Source organism: Deinococcus radiopugnans ATCC 19172 (assembly GCF_006335125.1).
Lineage (GTDB): Bacteria > Deinococcota > Deinococci > Deinococcales > Deinococcaceae > Deinococcus > Deinococcus radiopugnans.
Genome location: NZ_VDMO01000033.1, coordinates 1 through 16,154 on the forward strand (window position 1 = coordinate 1; position 16,154 = coordinate 16,154).

At 66.1% G+C, this 16,154-nt stretch carries 17 protein-coding genes; 4 read left to right on the forward strand and 13 right to left on the reverse strand.

All coding sequences use genetic code 11. From position 1 onward, the window contains the following. Window positions 1-597: 597 nt before the first annotated feature. The 3 genes from prfB (at window position 598) to FHR04_RS21090 (ending at window position 3,076) form a co-directional block, all read left to right on the forward strand. Window positions 598-1,693 (forward strand): peptide chain release factor 2 gene (gene prfB, locus FHR04_RS18755; protein WP_139404752.1). Its coding sequence is split into 2 segments (ribosomal slippage): window positions 598-642 and window positions 644-1,693, totalling 1,095 coding nucleotides; the frame shifts between segments, so codons are not numbered across the junction. A 237-nt stretch (window positions 1,694-1,930) separates the two neighbouring features. After that, complete coding sequence (locus FHR04_RS18760; RefSeq protein WP_139404735.1) at window positions 1,931-2,917, forward strand: serine/threonine-protein kinase; 987 nt, start codon at window positions 1,931-1,933, stop codon at window positions 2,915-2,917. Window positions 2,918-2,935: 18 nt separating this feature from the next. Next, on the forward strand, window positions 2,936-3,076 hold the full coding sequence (locus tag FHR04_RS21090; RefSeq protein ID WP_170214025.1) for a hypothetical protein: 141 nt from the start codon (window positions 2,936-2,938) through the stop codon (window positions 3,074-3,076). A gap of 219 nt (window positions 3,077-3,295) precedes the next feature. Here FHR04_RS21090 and FHR04_RS18765 read toward each other — a convergent pair whose 3' ends face one another. The 13 genes from FHR04_RS18765 to FHR04_RS18825 form a co-directional block, all read right to left on the reverse strand. Beyond that, window positions 3,296-3,865, reverse strand: coding sequence for a peptidylprolyl isomerase (locus FHR04_RS18765; protein ID WP_170214026.1), 570 nt, complete (start codon window positions 3,863-3,865; stop codon window positions 3,296-3,298). 253 nt (window positions 3,866-4,118) lie between these two features. Continuing rightward, window positions 4,119-4,319, reverse strand: a complete 201-nt coding sequence (locus FHR04_RS18770) for a helix-turn-helix transcriptional regulator (RefSeq protein WP_039685822.1) — start codon at window positions 4,317-4,319, stop codon at window positions 4,119-4,121. Continuing rightward, the gene (locus FHR04_RS18775; RefSeq protein ID WP_039685824.1) at window positions 4,316-4,768 is read right to left on the reverse strand and encodes a hypothetical protein; all 453 of its coding nucleotides are present in this window, start codon (window positions 4,766-4,768) and stop codon (window positions 4,316-4,318) included. The genes FHR04_RS18770 and FHR04_RS18775 overlap by 4 nt, the downstream gene beginning before the upstream one ends. Further along, window positions 4,765-6,522 (reverse strand): erythromycin esterase family protein, encoded by a 1,758-nt coding sequence (locus FHR04_RS18780; RefSeq protein WP_139404737.1) that lies wholly within the window; start codon window positions 6,520-6,522, stop codon window positions 4,765-4,767. The genes FHR04_RS18775 and FHR04_RS18780 overlap by 4 nt, the downstream gene beginning before the upstream one ends. Window positions 6,523-6,645: 123 nt before the next feature. Further along, window positions 6,646-7,890, reverse strand: coding sequence for an aminopeptidase (locus FHR04_RS18785; RefSeq protein ID WP_139404738.1), 1,245 nt, complete (start codon window positions 7,888-7,890; stop codon window positions 6,646-6,648). A gap of 9 nt (window positions 7,891-7,899) precedes the next feature. Further along, on the reverse strand, window positions 7,900-8,469 hold the full coding sequence (locus FHR04_RS18790) for a metalloregulator ArsR/SmtB family transcription factor (RefSeq protein WP_170214027.1): 570 nt from the start codon (window positions 8,467-8,469) through the stop codon (window positions 7,900-7,902). Beyond that, window positions 8,466-8,744 carry a hypothetical protein gene (locus FHR04_RS18795; protein ID WP_139404739.1) on the reverse strand — a complete coding sequence of 93 codons (279 nt, stop codon included), beginning with the start codon at window positions 8,742-8,744 and terminating at the stop codon, window positions 8,466-8,468. Before FHR04_RS18795 ends, FHR04_RS18790 begins: the two co-directional genes overlap by 4 nt. Window positions 8,745-8,839: 95 nt before the next feature. Further along, on the reverse strand, window positions 8,840-9,298 hold the full coding sequence (locus tag FHR04_RS18800) for a TrmH family RNA methyltransferase (RefSeq protein ID WP_139404740.1): 459 nt from the start codon (window positions 9,296-9,298) through the stop codon (window positions 8,840-8,842). Further along, window positions 9,299-9,802, reverse strand: coding sequence for a 2-C-methyl-D-erythritol 2,4-cyclodiphosphate synthase (gene ispF / locus FHR04_RS18805; protein ID WP_139404741.1), 504 nt, complete (start codon window positions 9,800-9,802; stop codon window positions 9,299-9,301). Window positions 9,803-10,028: 226 nt separating this feature from the next. Next, a complete protein-coding gene (locus FHR04_RS18810; RefSeq protein WP_139404742.1) occupies window positions 10,029-11,222 on the reverse strand; it encodes a glycosyltransferase family 4 protein in 1,194 nt (397 codons plus the stop codon). Continuing rightward, window positions 11,219-12,397, reverse strand: a complete 1,179-nt coding sequence (locus FHR04_RS18815) for a glycosyltransferase family 4 protein (protein ID WP_139404743.1) — start codon at window positions 12,395-12,397, stop codon at window positions 11,219-11,221. The genes FHR04_RS18810 and FHR04_RS18815 overlap by 4 nt, the downstream gene beginning before the upstream one ends. Before the next feature lie 162 nt (window positions 12,398-12,559). After that, window positions 12,560-13,999: an undecaprenyl-phosphate galactose phosphotransferase WbaP gene (gene wbaP / locus FHR04_RS18820; RefSeq protein WP_249039220.1), complete on the reverse strand. Its 1,440-nt coding sequence runs from the start codon at window positions 13,997-13,999 to the stop codon at window positions 12,560-12,562. Window positions 14,000-14,912: 913 nt separating this feature from the next. After that, entirely contained in the window at window positions 14,913-15,563 is a 651-nt protein-coding gene (locus tag FHR04_RS18825; RefSeq protein WP_039685835.1) for a trimeric intracellular cation channel family protein, read from the reverse strand. Window positions 15,564-15,679: 116 nt separating this feature from the next. Between FHR04_RS18825 and FHR04_RS18830 the strand changes: the two genes are divergently transcribed. Continuing rightward, window positions 15,680-16,093: an excalibur calcium-binding domain-containing protein gene (locus FHR04_RS18830; RefSeq protein WP_183944856.1), complete on the forward strand. Its 414-nt coding sequence runs from the start codon at window positions 15,680-15,682 to the stop codon at window positions 16,091-16,093. Window positions 16,094-16,154 lie beyond the last annotated feature (61 nt).

Here is a 16,154-nt window from a genome sequence, read left to right on the forward strand (position 1 = left end):
CGTTCACCCTGAGCCAGGATCAAACTCTCCATAAAATGGTCTAGCAAACACCCCAAAAGGGTGCATTGTTAGTGTGTTTGGTCCAAGCTTGCGCTTGGCTGCCAACTTCCAGAAGAAGTTGGTCTGCGTTGGAAGTCCCGAGGGACTTCCCTATTTTGTGAATCTGGAGCCGCTTCCGGGGGGAAACAGCCGCTCACACGCCTCTGTCGAAGCGTTCCTGCTCTCGCACTGCTTGTTCTGTCATGCTGCCCGCCTCGCTTGAGGCTCAGAAAAGATACAGGCCATTCGCTGTTCTGTCAACACCCCCCACCTGACCTTTCATTGGCGTTCGGCAGAAGGGCCAGCGGATGCGGCCTCAACGTTGATTCTGGCGATGGAAGAGACAAGGAGCTGGAGGACAGATGGCTCCGTCATCAGGGCGACGGCCCACAGCGGCGACAGACGATCCGCTGATCTCCCTCACCATGGCCAGCGAGACGCCGACTGAAAGCCGCCTCGCCCTCCTTTTTTTCAGCGCGCCTATACTCTTTCTTTGGCAGATGCCCGCGTTCCGTACCAAACGGGGAGGCGCGGAAGGGAGGCACGCTGATGCAGGACATGCAAGAACTGTTGGAAAAACTGGCGTCGCTCCGGGAGTACCTTTGACATTCCCGGCAAGACGCGCCGCCTGAACGAGCTGGACCGCGAACTGAGCGATCCTGAACTCTGGAACGATTCGGACCGCGCCCGCAAGGTCACGCAGGAAGCCGGGACCGTGCGCCGCATCGTGGAGGAATACACGGCGCTGAACTCGGACGCGCAGGGCCTGATGGAAATGCTGGAGATGGCCGACGCCGAGGAACGCGAGATGCTGGCCGAGGAGCAGGCGAGCATCGCCGCGCGGGTGGACGAATTGTACCGAGAGACGCTGTTCACCATGAAGCACGCCGACACCGCCGCGATCGTGCGGGTGAAGAGCGGCGCGGGCGGCACCGAGTCACAGGACTGGGCGGGAATGCTCTCGCGCATGTTCATGCGCTGGGGCGAGCGCCGGGGCTACAAGGTGGAACTCGTGGACCAGCAGGACGGCGATCAGGCCGGAGTGCTGAGTTCGGAATTCATCATCCGGGGCGACAAGGCCTACGGAATGATGGCCCCGGAACACGGCGTTCACCGGCTGGTGCGGGTCTCGCCGTTCGACAGCAACAACCGCCGACACACTTCCTTTGCCTCCGTGGACGTGGTGGCCGAGGTGCCGGAAGAGGAAATTGATATCCACATTCCCGACAGCGACCTGCGCCGCGACGTGTTCCGCTCACAGGGCGCGGGTGGGCAGGGCGTGAACACCACCGACTCCGCCGTGCGGCTGACCCACTTGCCCACCGGGATCGCGGTGGCCTCACAGGTCACGCGCAGCCAGATCAAGAACCATGACATCGCCCTGCAGATTCTGAAACAGCGCCTGTACGACATCGAGATCAAGAAGCGCGAGGCCGAGGAAGCCAAGGCGCGCGGCGAGCAGAAGAAGATCGAATGGGGCAGCCAGATCCGCAGTTACGTGCTGGACAAGCAGTACATCAAAGACCACCGCACCGCCGTTATGAAGCACAATCCCGACGACGTGCTGGACGGCGACCTGGATGAACTGATGTGGGCCGGGCTGGAATGGATGGCCGGCAAGCGCGTGGCCGAGGAAAGCGCGGACGACGAGTAGCGCCTTGGATGAGCCGCTTCGTGGTCCCGGGCAGCCCAGCTGAATTGTCGCTCTGGGGCTCCGAATCTTAGACATCCCGTTACAACCGCCGGGGAGGCGGGCACCGTCACGGTCAGGTCAGGCTGCGGATGGTTTAATGGGGGCCGATTCCCCCTGAACCTGTCCCGCACGCTGGCTCTGCCCTGCCTTCTCGTTTCTTTTGACCATGCATCGACCCCCTGCCCTGAGAGCTGTCCCATGACTGAACCCCTGAAGCGCACCATTGCCGGCTACACCCTGCACCGCACCCTGGGCCGCGGCAACACATCGCTGGTGTGGCTGGCGACGGACCAGGGTGGGCGCGAGGTGGCCCTCAAGCTGCCGCACGAGGAGACCCTGCGCGTACAGGAGGCGGCGGAGCGGTTCGGGAACGAGGTCCGGCTGACCCTGCAGTTCCGGCACCCGCACGTGGTTCAGGGCTATGCGGGCACCGCCTTCGGGCCAGGGGCGTTTCTGGCGATCCGTTACTACCCGGACGGCGCCCTGAACGAGCAGCTGGCCCGGCTGCCTGGCCGGACCCTGCCGCCCGGCGCCGCCATACGGCTGCTGGCGGACGTGGCCTCGGCCCTGACGTACCTGCACCATCTGGGGGCGGTCCACCAGGATCTCAAGACCCACAACATCTATGTCGACGAGACTGGCCGCGCCGCGCTGGGCGATCTGGGCAACACCTATTTCGTGGCACAGGGCGGACAGATCAGCGGTAGCCCGTACTACATGGCCCCGGAGATCTACCACGGCGAGAGCAGCAGCGCTGCCAGCGACGTGTACAGCCTGGGCATCCTGATGTACGAGCTGTTGTCCGGCGAGCGGCCCTACCAGGGCAACACCTACGAGGAACTGATGGTGGCGCACATGACCCGCTTTCCCCCGCCGCTGAGCCACCTGAACCCGGCGGTCTCGCGGGCCGTGTCCCGGCTGGCCGAGCAGGCGCTGGCCAAACGCCCCGGCGAGCGCCCGCGCGCCGACGCGATTCGCCGCGCCCTGCTCAGCGACTTGGGCGAGACGCCGCAGGACGAGGTGTACGAGGATCCCGAGGCCACGCCGCCGACCCAGGACGTGGCCCGGGCCCCCCTGGTGGGTCGACACGGCCCGGTGCAGCCGCGCAGCGCGGCCCCCCAGCCAGAGGCCAAACCGGAGCAGTCGCGGGGCGGGGGCTGGAATCCGTTCAAGCGGCGCAAATAGTCAGCGCCGCTGCACTTGTTGGCCCCATCCCTCGGTGTGGTGCTGGTGCTGTTCGCGGTGGGCATGGTCTTTGGGGTGGATCGCCGCGTCCAGACGCCGCTGGTGGACACCCTGCTCGCGCTGCAACAACTGATACGGACTCTGATTGAAAGGTGTTGAAAACACCTGAGAATCCGAGCAGAGCGAGCAGGAGAAAAACGGGTTCAGGACGTGGAGTGTGGGAATCGGCGCTCTCCCGATTTCTACACGAAACAAACGGAATCCGTATGACCTTTCTGGAGGAAACGCCCGCCGTGCAGCGGCAACTGGAACAGACGCCGCCCCAAAAAAAGGGAGGCCCCGGCACACGCAATGCTGGGGCCTCCCTCCTCTGGCGGCTTACTTCTGGACGAGGTAGGCGCTCTCGATCACGTCGGGGGTGCCGGGCATGCCGGGCTGGATGCGGGTCAGCTTGTCCAGCACGTCCGTGCCTTCCACCACCTTGCCGAATACGGTATGGCGGCCGTCAAGGTGCGGGGTGGCGGTGAAGGTGATAAAGAACTGGCTGCCGTTGGTGCCAGGGCCGGCGTTCGCCATGCTCAGCACGCCCTTGCCGCTGTGGCGGTGCGAGGAACCGAATTCGTCCTCAAACTTGTAACCGGGGCCGCCCGAGCCGGTGCCGGTGGGATCGCCGGTCTGGGCCATGAAGCCGTCGATCACGCGGTGAAACTTGATGCCGTCGTAATAGTGGTGGCGCAGCAGGTAAGCGAAGCTGTTGACGGTCACGGGCGCGTCGTCGGGAAACAGTTCCACGACGATGCGGCCCTTGCTGGTTTCCAGTACGGCGCGGTACTGCTTGCCAGGTTCGATGCCCTCGCCCAGTTCGGGGGTGCTGGAGAACTTGGTCTGGCGCTCGGCGCTCAGTTCGGGGGCCTGGGTAAATCCATCGGCGGTGTAGGTGTCAGACATGGGGGGCATTGTAGCGGGGCAGCCCAGGCAGGGGCGAAAACAGTCTCCTCACCTGACCTCATACGGACTCCGATTGAAGGGTGTTGGAACCATCTGGAAATCCGAGCGAGAGGAGCAGCGTCTTCCCTGCGGGCTGTTCCAGGCATGGGCGTCTGTTCGCGACGACAGCGAGAATGAGGAAAACGGGTTCCAGACGTGGAGTGTAGAGATCGGAGCTGTCCCGATGTCTGTCGCGTTACAAACGGAATCCGTCTCATTCGGCCGGCTCGTCCAGAAAGATGTCCTCAATGTGCCGCCCGAACAGCCTCGCCAGCTTGAAGGCCAGCGGCAGGCTGGGATCGTACTTGCCGGTTTCCAGCGCGTTGACCGTCTGACGCGACACGTCCAACTTGTCGGCCAGTTGCGCCTGGGTCAGATCGTGCTCGGCCCGCAGCACCTTGATGCGGTTTTTCATCCCCCGCGTTCGTCCCGGCGGCGCAGGTAGAGGTTGGTCAGCCACATGGTCAGCAGGCCCACGCACAGCACGATGTACATCGGCCAGAAGGGCAGGCCAGGGAGGTTGCGCAGCGAGTCGTCCCGTCTGAGCGCGTCGTACAGCGTCCACATGAACACCAGCGCCACACCGGAGCTGAGCACCATCCCGCTGACCATCCAGCTGAGGGCGAAGCGGGCTCGGCCCAGCTCGTCCAGGGCGCGGTATTGCCAGATCCAGATGGCAAAACCGCCCAGCATAACGGCGGCGCTGAACAGCCAGAATACGGCGCTGGAGGGCCTGAACCAGAGGCCGGAGAGGAACACGGCACTAAACACCACCTGATACGCCAGTTCGGCCTGCCGGGTGCGAGTCCACTGCCTTTCGCGCCGGGTGGGGCGTTCGCGCCCACGCACCTCCGGCCGGCTCACGGCTTCCCGGACAGGGGCCGGGCCGCCGTGCCGTGCGGCACCAGGATCAAGCCGTCGAACGCCTGGGACAACACGACGTTGGCTCCGGTGGGCTGGCCCGGCGTGTACAGTGCCCCCACGCCCGCCACACGAACCGGCTGCGCGAGCCAGCCCCTCAGCAGCGAACTCTGCAGGGCCTGCGCCACGTTCAGATAGGCGGCGGGGGCGTCCCCGGCAACCAGGGCGTCGAGGCTGTCGCGCGGCGCAGGCGCGGCACTCAGGATCAGGGGGCCGCCCAATTGCTGCGCCGGGTCACCGGAAACGGCGCGCAGTTCGCCGTCCCCGAAGGAAAAGCCCACGGTGCGGTAGCCCTCGCCCAGCGCCCGTGCCAGGTGCTGGCCCAGGTTGACGTAGGGCTGGCCCTGCGCCGGCACCTTGGCAATGTGGAAGTTGTGCGCCCACAGCATGGCCTTCTGCCCCGGAAAGAGAGTGTCCAGCGCCGTGCGGGTGTTGCCGAACATGGCGGCGTCGCGGATCAGGTTGGTGCGGCCAGAGTCGCTGCTGGGCACGGCCAGCATGGTGGCGCCCTGCCGCACCGTCTCGGCCAGATGCAGCAGCACCGCGCGGTCAGGGGTGTCCTGCGGCAACGCGGCCACCGCCTGCTGCAGGGCGGTGATCTGGGCGCGGATCTCAGCCTGCTGCGCGGCGGGCCGTTCGTTCAGCGTGAACCATGTGGGGGCCGGGAGGGCCAGCAGGGGGGCCAGCGCCGCCCTGACCCGGTCATTCTGGGGGGCCAGGCGCCCAAGCAGCGTCAGGCTCCCGAAGGGGTCTTGCATGTCGATGCCCACCACGCGCAGTTCCGGCTTCTCGCCGCGCGTGGCGTTGTACCCCCGCATCCAGGACAGCAGATCGCGCACCTCCTGCGTCTGCCACGTCCAGAAGTCGAAGGCGCGGGTGGCGGCGTCCGGATCGTTCGGCCCCTCGCCGCGCACGAAGCGGTCCACCTCGTAGCCGTCGTCGAAGTCGGCCTCGATAGCGAAGACCGTGAACCCGTGATTCCGGACCAGTTTGCGGAACAGCCGATCCTTGAGCTGAAAGTGCTCGGCGGTGCCGTGGCTGCCCTCGCCCGCGCCGATCAGCCGTGCGCCGCGCGCCAGTTCGGCCAGCCACGCGAAATCGCCGTCCTGCGCGCCCGCAGCCACCGAACGGATCGGGCGGGCCACCGTCAGCAGCGCCGCGCGGCGTTCGGCCAGTTGCGCGTCCGTCAGCAGCGGCGGGGCCACCTGCCGGATCACCTGCCCGGCCACCCGCGTTTCGCTTTCCAGCACGCGCGAAGCCGTGATCAGCCACTGACCGCTGACCTTGCGCCACGTGTCCTCGGCCAGCGCCGTTGCCTGGAACGCCTGCGACAGGCCGCCCGCAAAAACCGTCGCATCCATGTCCTGACGGTTCACCACGGTGGCTTCCTCGCCGTCCAGCGACACGTCCTGAACACGGATGTCCAGCTTGCTGACCTTCATGGCCTCTGGATTTGAGGCTGCCAGCACCGCCTCCAGCGTAAGGGCCTGATTGGTCACGTCCAGCAGCGCCGCGTCCGGCGCGTACAGCGAGCGGAGGGTCTGAAGGTCACCCGTCAGGTACGCCTGCCGCAGGGTGTCGTAACGCGCCTGAAGATCGGCGGGCAGGGTGGCGGACTGGGCCACGGCCAACTGGGAGGTCAGCGCGGCCAGGGCCAGACAGCGCAGCAGGGGGCGGGGTGTTCTCAACAAAGTCATGGGAATGCTCCTTAATGAAATGTCATGCTTCCTTGACCAAGGGTAAGACACCCTATTCTTTAAGTCAAGTAAGTTTGACAAATCTCGAAGCTTCAGAACCCTGCGCTGCTGCCTTCCGCCGCGTCAGATCACCCATTCGCCGCCACGCATCAGCGGCTCGCGTGTGCCATCCGCCGTGAGGCCGTCCACGTCCGTTCCTGGCGTGCCGATCATCCAGTCCACGTGGATCAGGCTGTCGTTGCCGCCCGCCGCACGCAAGGCCTCCTCGTCCTCGCCGCCCGCGACGTTGGTGGGGTAGCAGCGCCCCAGCGCGATGTGGCTGGCCGCGTTTTCGTCGAACAGGGTATTCAGGAACAGCGTCCCAGTCTGCGCCACGGGGGCCGAGGCGGGCACCAGCGCCACCTCGCCCAGATGGGCGGCCCCCTCATCCGTCCCGATCAGCTGTTTCAGGGTGTCCTCGCCGCGCTCGGCGCTGACCTCCACCGCCCGGCCGTTCTCGAAGCGCACCCGGATGCCCTCGATCAGCTGCCCCCGCGCGCTGAGTGCCTTGGAGGCCACCGCCACGCCGTCCACCCGCTCCCGGTGCGGCGCAGTGAAGACCTCGTCGGTGGGCAGGTTGGGCACGCCGTAGATGCCGTTTTTCGCCGCCTCTCCCCCACCCTGCCAGATGTGGTTGTCGGCCAGCCCCACGGTCAGGTCGGTGCCCAGTTCGCTGTGGAGGTGCAGGGCGTGGTACTGCTTCTCGGTCAGCAGCGTGGTCAGGCGCCGAAGCTGCGCCAGATGCGCGTCCCAGGCCGCCACCGGATCGGGGGTATCGGCGCGCGTGACCTTGAAGATGTCGGCCCACAGGCGCGCGACGGCCTCGGCCTCCGGCAGATCCGGGTACACGCGGGCGGCCCACGCCGGAGTGGCCATCGCCGCCACCGTCCAGTTGACCTGAAAGCTGCCGATGGCCTCGCTGACCTTGCGTCCGGCCTCGGCCTGCAATTTGCTGCGCCGCGCCACCCGCTGCGGGTTGACGCCCGCCAGCAGGGAGGGATCGCTGCCGACGATGCTGATAAACGCGTAGCCATCGGCCACCATGTGCTGCGACTCCTCCGAGACCCAATCCGGGAGGTACTCCACCGCCGCGTCCGAGCCGGCCTCATACAGCGCGAGGGCCAGGTGCTGATCGTTGTAGTCCACGCGCACGTCGCTGGCCCCGGCCCGGTACGCCTCACGCGCCACCAGCCGGGCCAGTTCGGCGGCCTCAACAGGGGCGTTGACCTGCACCCGGCCTCCCTGCGGCAGGTTAACGCCGGTGCGGACGAGCAATTCGGCGTAGCGGGCAAGCTGGGTCTGGAAGGCTGCTTCGGTTGAAGAGGTCATGTGCCTAATCTACGGGCTGGCGGCTTCAGGTGTACCCTCGACACGCCAGTACACCCCGTCCTTGCGGGCCAGCAAGTCCAGTCCGACCAGTTCGCGCCGCAGCGTAAAGAAGTCCGCGTGCCACTCGCCCAGCACAGCATTCACCTGTTGTTCGGGGTAGAGGCGGCCCGGCTCGAACAACCCAGCCAGTTCTTGCAGAACCACGTCGCGTTTCTTGCGCTGGGCCGGTATACGGGTCAATTTGCCATCCTTGATGAAGGCCCGCAATACCCGGACGCGATAGGGATCGTCGGCAGCAGGCAACGGCACTTCACCCCCAATCAGCTCGACCAGAGTGGCGTTCAGCGCCGTGCTGTTGGCACGGTGCAGGCGTTGATGACCGTCCTGCCGGGCCGTCATCAGCCCAGCCTCGGACAACTGGGCCAGATGATGACTGACCGTGGCCGAGGCCAGCCCGGTCAGTGCGGCCAGTTTCTCACCACCCAGCGCTTCGTTCCAGGTCAGGCGCAGCAGCGTCAGCCGCGCTGGATGTGACAGTGCACGGAAGAAGGCGGCGCGGACAGTCAGATCCGTGGTCACAACACCTCGCCGTAAGGCCAGGGGCGATCTCCGTAAGCACGGAAGTGTGCAGCAGCGTAGATTTCACTGGCTGTCTTCAGCGTTTCCAGCCGGGCCTGGGCTCTGGCTTTTGCTGCTCTGTCGCCCTCCACCTGTGCCACCCGCACGTCACGCTCAGCATGGGTCCACACGGGAGCAATCATCTGGCGAAAGGCCGCGTTCATCTGGGCCTGCTGCGACGTTATTTCGGCTTTCATCGAAACGATCTTACAAGATTCGACAGCCATCGAAATCATTAATCTGGCCTAGCCTCCCCCTGTGGCGTCTGCTGACTGCGCCCGCCTGGAGCAATATGGGGCTGGCGGCACCAGAACTTGCCTAGTTTCCGGCTCTACCAGCCCTCGATCTGCCGTCCCGCCTCGAAGGCCGCCGCGCCCGCCGCCACCGCCAGATTCAGGCTGCGGCCCGTGCCCGGTTGCGGCAGCTTCAGGGCCGTCAAACCCTCCCGCAGCCAGACGGGCAGCCCGCGCGATTCCGGGCCGAACAACAGGTAATCGCCACGCCGGAAGCCTGCCCGCGTGTGCAGCGTGGTGGCGTGGGTGGAGAAGGCAAACACGCGGGCCGTAGGCTCCAGCCCATCCTGAAACGCCGTCCAGTTGACGTGTTCGTGCAGCGTCACGCCTTCCAAGTAGTCCATCACCGCCCGGCGGAACTCGCGGTCGTGCAGGTGGAAGCCGAAGGGCCGGATCAGGTGCAACTCTGCGCCCAGCACGGCGCAGGTGCGGGCCACGTTGCCCACGTTCCCGGCCTTTTCCGGCTCGTACAGCACGACGTGCAGCAGCGGCGTCACTCAGTCCTGCAACTGCGTGAGCAGCGCGGTCACGCGCGTCTGAACATGGGCCGGGGCCAGCCCCTCGGAGGTCTTGAAGCTGACCCCCACCTCGCTTTCACTCAGGCCCAGCAGGGCGGCCACGTTGCGGGCAATCTGGGCGCGCAGCGGCCCCAGCCGGGGCTTGTCCATCGTCACCACCAGGGCAATGTTGACCGGGGTATATCCGCGCTCGCGGACCAGTTCCAGCACCCGCCCCAGGATCGCGCGTGAATCCAGCCCAGCCCACAGCGGATCGGTGTCGGGAAAATAGTCGCCGATATCACCCAGCGCCACCCCTGAGAGCAGCGCGTCTGCCACCGCGTGCAGCACGGCGTCGCCGTCACTGTGGGCCACGGTCCCCAGCGCAGCGTCCGGTACAGCAATGCCTCCTAGAATCAGGGAATGACCGGCCGCCAGTCGGTGGGCGTCCTCGCCGTAACCGACGCGAACCACCGGGCCTATCGGCTCAGATGAAAAAACCATGCATGAAGGATAGTCGGAGTGTGGATTAGAAGATGTTCATCAAGGGGCACACCCTCATGTTGAGGACACAGCTCCGCCTGGCCGAACCGGAGCCAAAGAAAAGGGCGGCAGGGTTGCTGAGGACAGGACGCTCCGGCTGTGCAGCGAAGAACCGCCCCCTCGGCCCCGCTGAACATTCCTGGTCAGGCAAGCGGAAGAGGAGAAACTATCCCCCAATGAGGCGCGCTTATCCCTTGGGCAGCACCGAACGGCCCTGAGCGGAGTGTTCCCGTGCCGCCGCATAAATGGCCATCAAATGCTCATGGTTGCGCTCGGGCGTATACGACGCTTCAAAGGTCTGGTGGGCGTGCAGGCGCATCTGCCCGCGCTCCTGCGGGTGGTCCCACAGCCACAGGGCCTGGGTGGCCAGATCGGCGGCGTCTCCAGGCTGAAACAGCAGGCCATTCCGGCCCGGCTCAATCAACGCCCCCAGCGCCCCCAGCCGACTGCCGATCACGGGAAGGCCCACCCCCCACGCCTCGACCAGCGTCATGGGAAAACCCTCGTACCATTCCGAGGGCATCACCAGAAAAGCCGCGTCCTGCATCAGCCTCAGCACCTCCGCCCGGTCTCGCTGACCCAGCCAGCTCACGCCGGGCAACTGGTGTGCAGCCTGCTCCACCTGGGGGGCCAGTGGACCATCCCCCAGGATTTTCAGCGGCACGGTCCCGCCCAGGTCTGCCCACGCACGCAGCAGCGTCTCCACTCCCTTTTCTGGCGACAGGCGGCCCACAAACAGCGCATACCCCCCGTCGCCAGCCCCAGGACCGGGACTGGCCTCCAGGAAATTGGGCTTGACCGCGATGCGCCCGGCCGGCAGCCCGCCCGCAATGAACTTGTCACGGGCAAACTCGGTCAGGGCGATATATGCGTCCACATCACTGCGGTAGGTCCCGGCGGCGTGGTGGACCGTCTGCATGGCCGCCACCACCGCCGAGGCGCTGCGGCTGTCGCGGTAGCAGCGGTGGCGCACCGCGCTCAGGGGCAGGTGGCCCAGACAGTCCTCGCACACGTGATGGTCCCGGAAGAACAGGCCGTTGGCGCACAGCAGGCGGAAGTTGTGCAGGGTCTGCACCACGGCGGCCCCAGCCGTCCTCGCGCCGCGGTACACGGCGGGCGAGAGCAGCGGAAAGGTGTTGTGGAAATGCACGATCTCGGCGCCGTGCTCGCGAGCCAAACCCTCGATCTGCCGGCCCATCCGGGCATTCCAGAGGGTCTGGGCCGCAGCCTGAAGACGCGGGGTCTGCCCGAGAGCATCGTTGCTGACCGTGAACGTCTCGACATCGTGACCGTGACGGCGCAACAGGGCCGTCTCAGCGCGGAACACCACGTCCTCGCCGCCCGCCTGCTGATAGAAGTTGTGCACCGCCAGCACCCTCATTCTATCGGCTCCAGGGCCGTGGGCTGCAGGGCGGCCAGATACACGCGGCGGTATTCCTGCGCCATGCGGGCGACGCCGAACCGCTCGACGATCTCCGCGTGGTAGGTCGCCACGACGTCCGCGTAGTGGGCATGATCTTCCACCGCATCCGCCAGGGTCCGGGCCAGGCCCGGCACGTCCTCGGAATCGCACAGCAGGGGATAACCCGCGGGAAAGATCTCACTGAGGCCCCGGACCCGCGTGGCCACCACCGGCATCCCGGCCATCAACGCCTCAATGGCCACCAGGCAGAGCCCCTCGAAACGGGAGGGCACCAGCATCACGTCATATTCGTGCAGGTGTTCGGCCAGATTGGCCACCGGCTCGGCCAGCGTGACGGTCCACGGCAAGGTGTGGGTGCTGATCCACTGGCGCAGGCTGCCCTCCAGCGCGCCGCGCCCCAGCAGCGTGACCTCGACCGGGCGGGTGGTCAGGGCCGAGGCCGCAGTCAGCAGCTCAGGCAACAGGTCCACCCCCTTCTGCGGTTCCAGACGCCCCGCGAACAGCACCCGCACTGGGCGGTCTGCCGATAGGGTGCGCTCGATAGGTCCCCGTGGATCTCCGGTCAGAACGCCGTTGTAAACCACCTGGGTCATGGCTTTTGGGGTCAATGGCAGCCGGTGGGCAGCCTGAAACTCCCACAACCCCTGCAGGCAGGCCGCCGACACGCCCACCGACATCGCCTGAGCCGCACGCAGCCGCCCTTCAACCATGCGGCCAATGGCGCCCCAGGCTGGCCATAATTTGGAGTTGTGAACGGTACGCAGCACCTGCAGGTCGCGCGGCAGCCCCAGCCCCGAGGCGACGGCAAAGATCGTTTCCGGAATCTCGGTGTGCAGGTGCACCACCTCGGGCCGCGTCTGCCAGATCAGCTGACGCAGTTTCAGGCCGGCCTGCACGGCCCCGCCCTTCTTGAAGTCCAGTGCGGTGCCGCTGTGCACCGGAATCGCCAGCCGCTCCAGCCGCCGGGCCATCGCCTGTCCCACCGGATTGTCGGCGATTCCTCCCACAGCAAAAAAGGAGAAGTTGAACTCGGTATATAGTTTCTCGGCCAGAGAAATGGCCACGTTCTCGGCACCACCCATGTCCAGATGGGTAATGACATGCAGAATCCTCGGATAGGCCGGGTGCCTCATCTGGAGCGTCCAGTCACGCAAACACCCGTTTCACGCAAACACCCGTTGATGATGCCCGCACCGCAGGACCAGTCCAGATACGACGAGTCCAATCAACATTTCTTGTGCAGAGAAGCGGCATGATGCGGAGGCTCGGCAGGGAGGGAACAGAGTGCCGCTCCATCAGTAGGCCCCCGATCCGCGCAGCACCACGCCGACAGTGCGCATCAGGATCACCAGATCCAGCCAGATCGACCAGTTGCGGACGTAGTACGGATCCCAGCGCTCCATCCCCAGATTGCCCGCTTCCGAGCGCCCCGATACCTGCCACAGTCCGGTCAGGCCGGGACGCACCAGGATGCGCAGACGCTGGGCCGGGGCCGACAGCTGCTCCTGATGGTAAGCCGGCAGCGGGCGCGGTCCCACCAACGACATGTGGCCCAGCAGCACATTGACGAGCTGAGGCAGCTCATCCAGGCTGGTCTTGCGTAGCAGGCCGCCGATCCGAGTGATGCGGGGATCACGGCGCAGCTTGAAATGCGTTTCCCATTCCAGCCGCAGTTCGGCATCCTGCTCCAGCTTGCGGCGCAGCACCTCCTCGGCGTCCGGCACCATGGTCCGGAATTTCCAGGTGGCAAAGGTCTGCCCGTTCAGGCCCACGCGGCGCTGCAGGAACAGGGGGTTGGTGCGGTCTTCCAGCCAGATCAGGGCAGCCAGCAGCGCACAGACCGGAAGCCAGACCGGGGCCGTCAGCACCACCGCTATCAGATCGAAGGCCCGCTTGACCACCTGGGCCAGCGGATCGAGCAGGTTGCGCGCCACTTCCAGGCCCAGTACGCCACCGAAGTCGTTGGCCTGGACCCACAGCGACTCGACCTCGAACAGATCGGGGACGATGATGACCTTGGGGTAATGCGCCAGCGGGCCTTCCAGCATCTGCACCAGCTGCGCCCGGTCCAGGCCCGGCATGGCCACGACGGCCACCGGGGCCTGCTGGTCCAGGGGACGGAGCGAGGTGGCCACTGGGCCGATCACCGGCACGCCCAGCACGGCGCTGCCGTGAAACAGCGGGTTGTCATCCAGGATGACGGTGGGCTGATACCCGTAAGTCGGATTTTCGCGCAGGGCCTGCACCATCAGCGTACCGGTGACGGCGGCGCCGTAAATGACGGCCGGAACCCCCCACAGCCCTGCCCGCAGCATGATCTGCTTGACCGCCGCCCGCATCACCAGCACCAGCGCCCAGCTCAGGATCAAGCCCATCGCCAGCGAAAAACGGCTGACCATGTCGGTCTGCTGGGTCATGAACAGCACGCCGGTGACAGCGGCAAAGACCAGGGCGGTCAACTGGGTCACGCGCTGAAGCTCGGTGGGCGCTGCCAGGCCCCAGCCCGGCAGCAGACGCATCAATAGGGCACCCACCACCCAAACCAGCCACAGGAAAGGAATCAAGCCCGGCACCGAACCGTCCCCGGCAAACCAGCCTCCAGCCAGCCAGGGGCCGTCGGGGGCGTCGCCCAGCAGCGCCACGCGCAGGCCAGAGGCCAGCAACAGGGCCAGGGTCAGGGCCAGCAGATCACCGCAGGCCAGGACGGCGCCGTTGAGGAGCCGGCGGCCCAGCATCAACCGCACCGCTCCACGGCTGACAGACCCGGAGGGTGAAGAAGATGAGGTGCTGCGAATCGCTTGCATAGAAAACTCCTGCTGGGCCGTGGGAATTGGAAGGTGAACTGCCGGTAGGCGCGGACTGCGACGGGGCAGACCCTCCCCAATTAAACTGAAATGGCCCGTGCTGTGAAGCCGCCAACCCCTTACTTATCGTAAACCTCACTGACTTTTGACTGACTGCAAGTGCCATTCGAGGTTTCAAGCTGACCCTGAAGGGCGATGTCGCTACCAGATTTGGTCAAGTGATCCTCGCGGCCACTTTCACAGCTCTGTCCTGCGTCATACATCCTGTCGGAAATCTCGTTAATTGAACGTAAAACGCTCCTGCCGATGCCCGGAATTCAGGCAAGCAGGGAATGTGGACCTCCCGCAACGCCAGCCTCACGCTCACCCCGCTTCGGAGCGAGAATGAGGGCAACAACGCACAAACTCCGCAGCGCTCCGGCCACGCCACAGGGCTGGGGACAGGTATGCCAGGCAAACCTTAAAGAAGGCGGCACCCCGGTCAGGCCACGAGCAGCACGTCAAAGTTCAACTGCTCGAAATCAAGCTCGTCGGTCCAGAGACAGAGGACGGGAGCGCAACCACCGACATGGGCCGGGGCCACTGCTGGCCCTAGCCGGGCCTCCATTCCTCACGGCTTTCCGGGTGGCCTGCTGGTGAGTGTGGTGGGCCTCAAGCCGCTGAGTGGCCGCGACGCTAGGAAGATGGGCACCCACCTGATCGCGGGGCATGAAAACCAAGCACGCGCTGGACACATCGGCAAAGGGCGTGCGCGCCGCCCACAACGCCATAGGGGCATTGCCAAACGAGGCAAAGTCCTGGGCTGCGCCATCAACAGCTCAGATCACGACGCAAGCCAAGCTACTCACCCCTCCGGCAGCCGCCGCACCGGCAACCTGACCCAGCCGCGGCGCGAGACCCAGCGCAGGGCGATTACGGTCAGCACGCCGCCCAGCTGGGACTGAAACGGCGTGACGTGCGGGTGCAGCAGCAGCACGGCGAAGGCCCCCGCCGCCGCCGCCGTGGCGTACAGCTGATCGCGGCGGTACATCACCTCCGGTACCTCGTTGGCGATCAGGTCACGGATGATGCCGCCGCCCACGCCGCTGATCGCCCCGGTAAAGACCACGCCCAGCGGCCCCAGCCCGAAGTTGATGGCCCCCAGCGCCCCCGAGGCCGCGAACAGCGCCAGCCCCGCCGAGTCGAACAGGCTGATGGTGCGCTCGAAGCGGGCCAGCCGCTCGCCGAAGCCGAAGGCCAGCACCGAACCCAGCAGCGCGGCGTACAGGTAGGATTCGTCGCGCAGGAACAGCGGCGGCGTCTGCCCGGTCAGGGTGTCGCGGATCGCGCCGCCGCCCACCGCCGTCACGCAGCCCAGCACCAGCACCCCGAAGATATCGAAGCGTTTGCGGACGCCCAGCAGCGCCCCCGACAGCGCGAAGGCCAGCACGCCGATCAGGTCCAGCCAGTGCAGCCCGGCCTGCAGGGTGATCTCGGGAGGCAGCAGTTCGTGCACGCCCGCACTGTACAGGCCAGGACTCCTGCCGCGTCTTGTGTGCGGTGCCAATGGATTCTTCTTCGCCCCAGCCCCGTCTCATGGCAGCGAGGCGGCGGCGTGTCACGCTGTGGTCCATGAACATCTCCATCAAGACGCTGACCCTGGTGCTGGGATTGGCCGGCGCGGGCCTGCTGGGACTGGCCGAGGCGGCCACGGCGACCACGACGACAGCGGCCAATCTGCGCCGGACCCCCGCCCTGAATGGGCAGATCGTGCGCACCGTTCCCGGCGGCACGTTGCTGACGGTGGCCTGCGCGGGCGAGTGGTGCCGCACCACCTATCAGGGCCGCGGCGGCTACATCGCCCGCTCGCTGATGCGCCCGGTCAGCGGCAGCGCGGCCCTGACCGGGCCGGGCAACGTGTACTACGCCAGTTGCGCGGCCCTGCGCGCTGCCGGCTCCATGCCGATCCGGGTGGGCAAACCGGGCTACCGCACCGGCCTGGACTCCAACCGCAACGGCGTCGCGTGTGACCGTGGAGACCGCTGAGGCTCAATCCTCTCTTACCCGGCATCTCATGCTTTATTTTATAAACCGGAGTATGATGTAG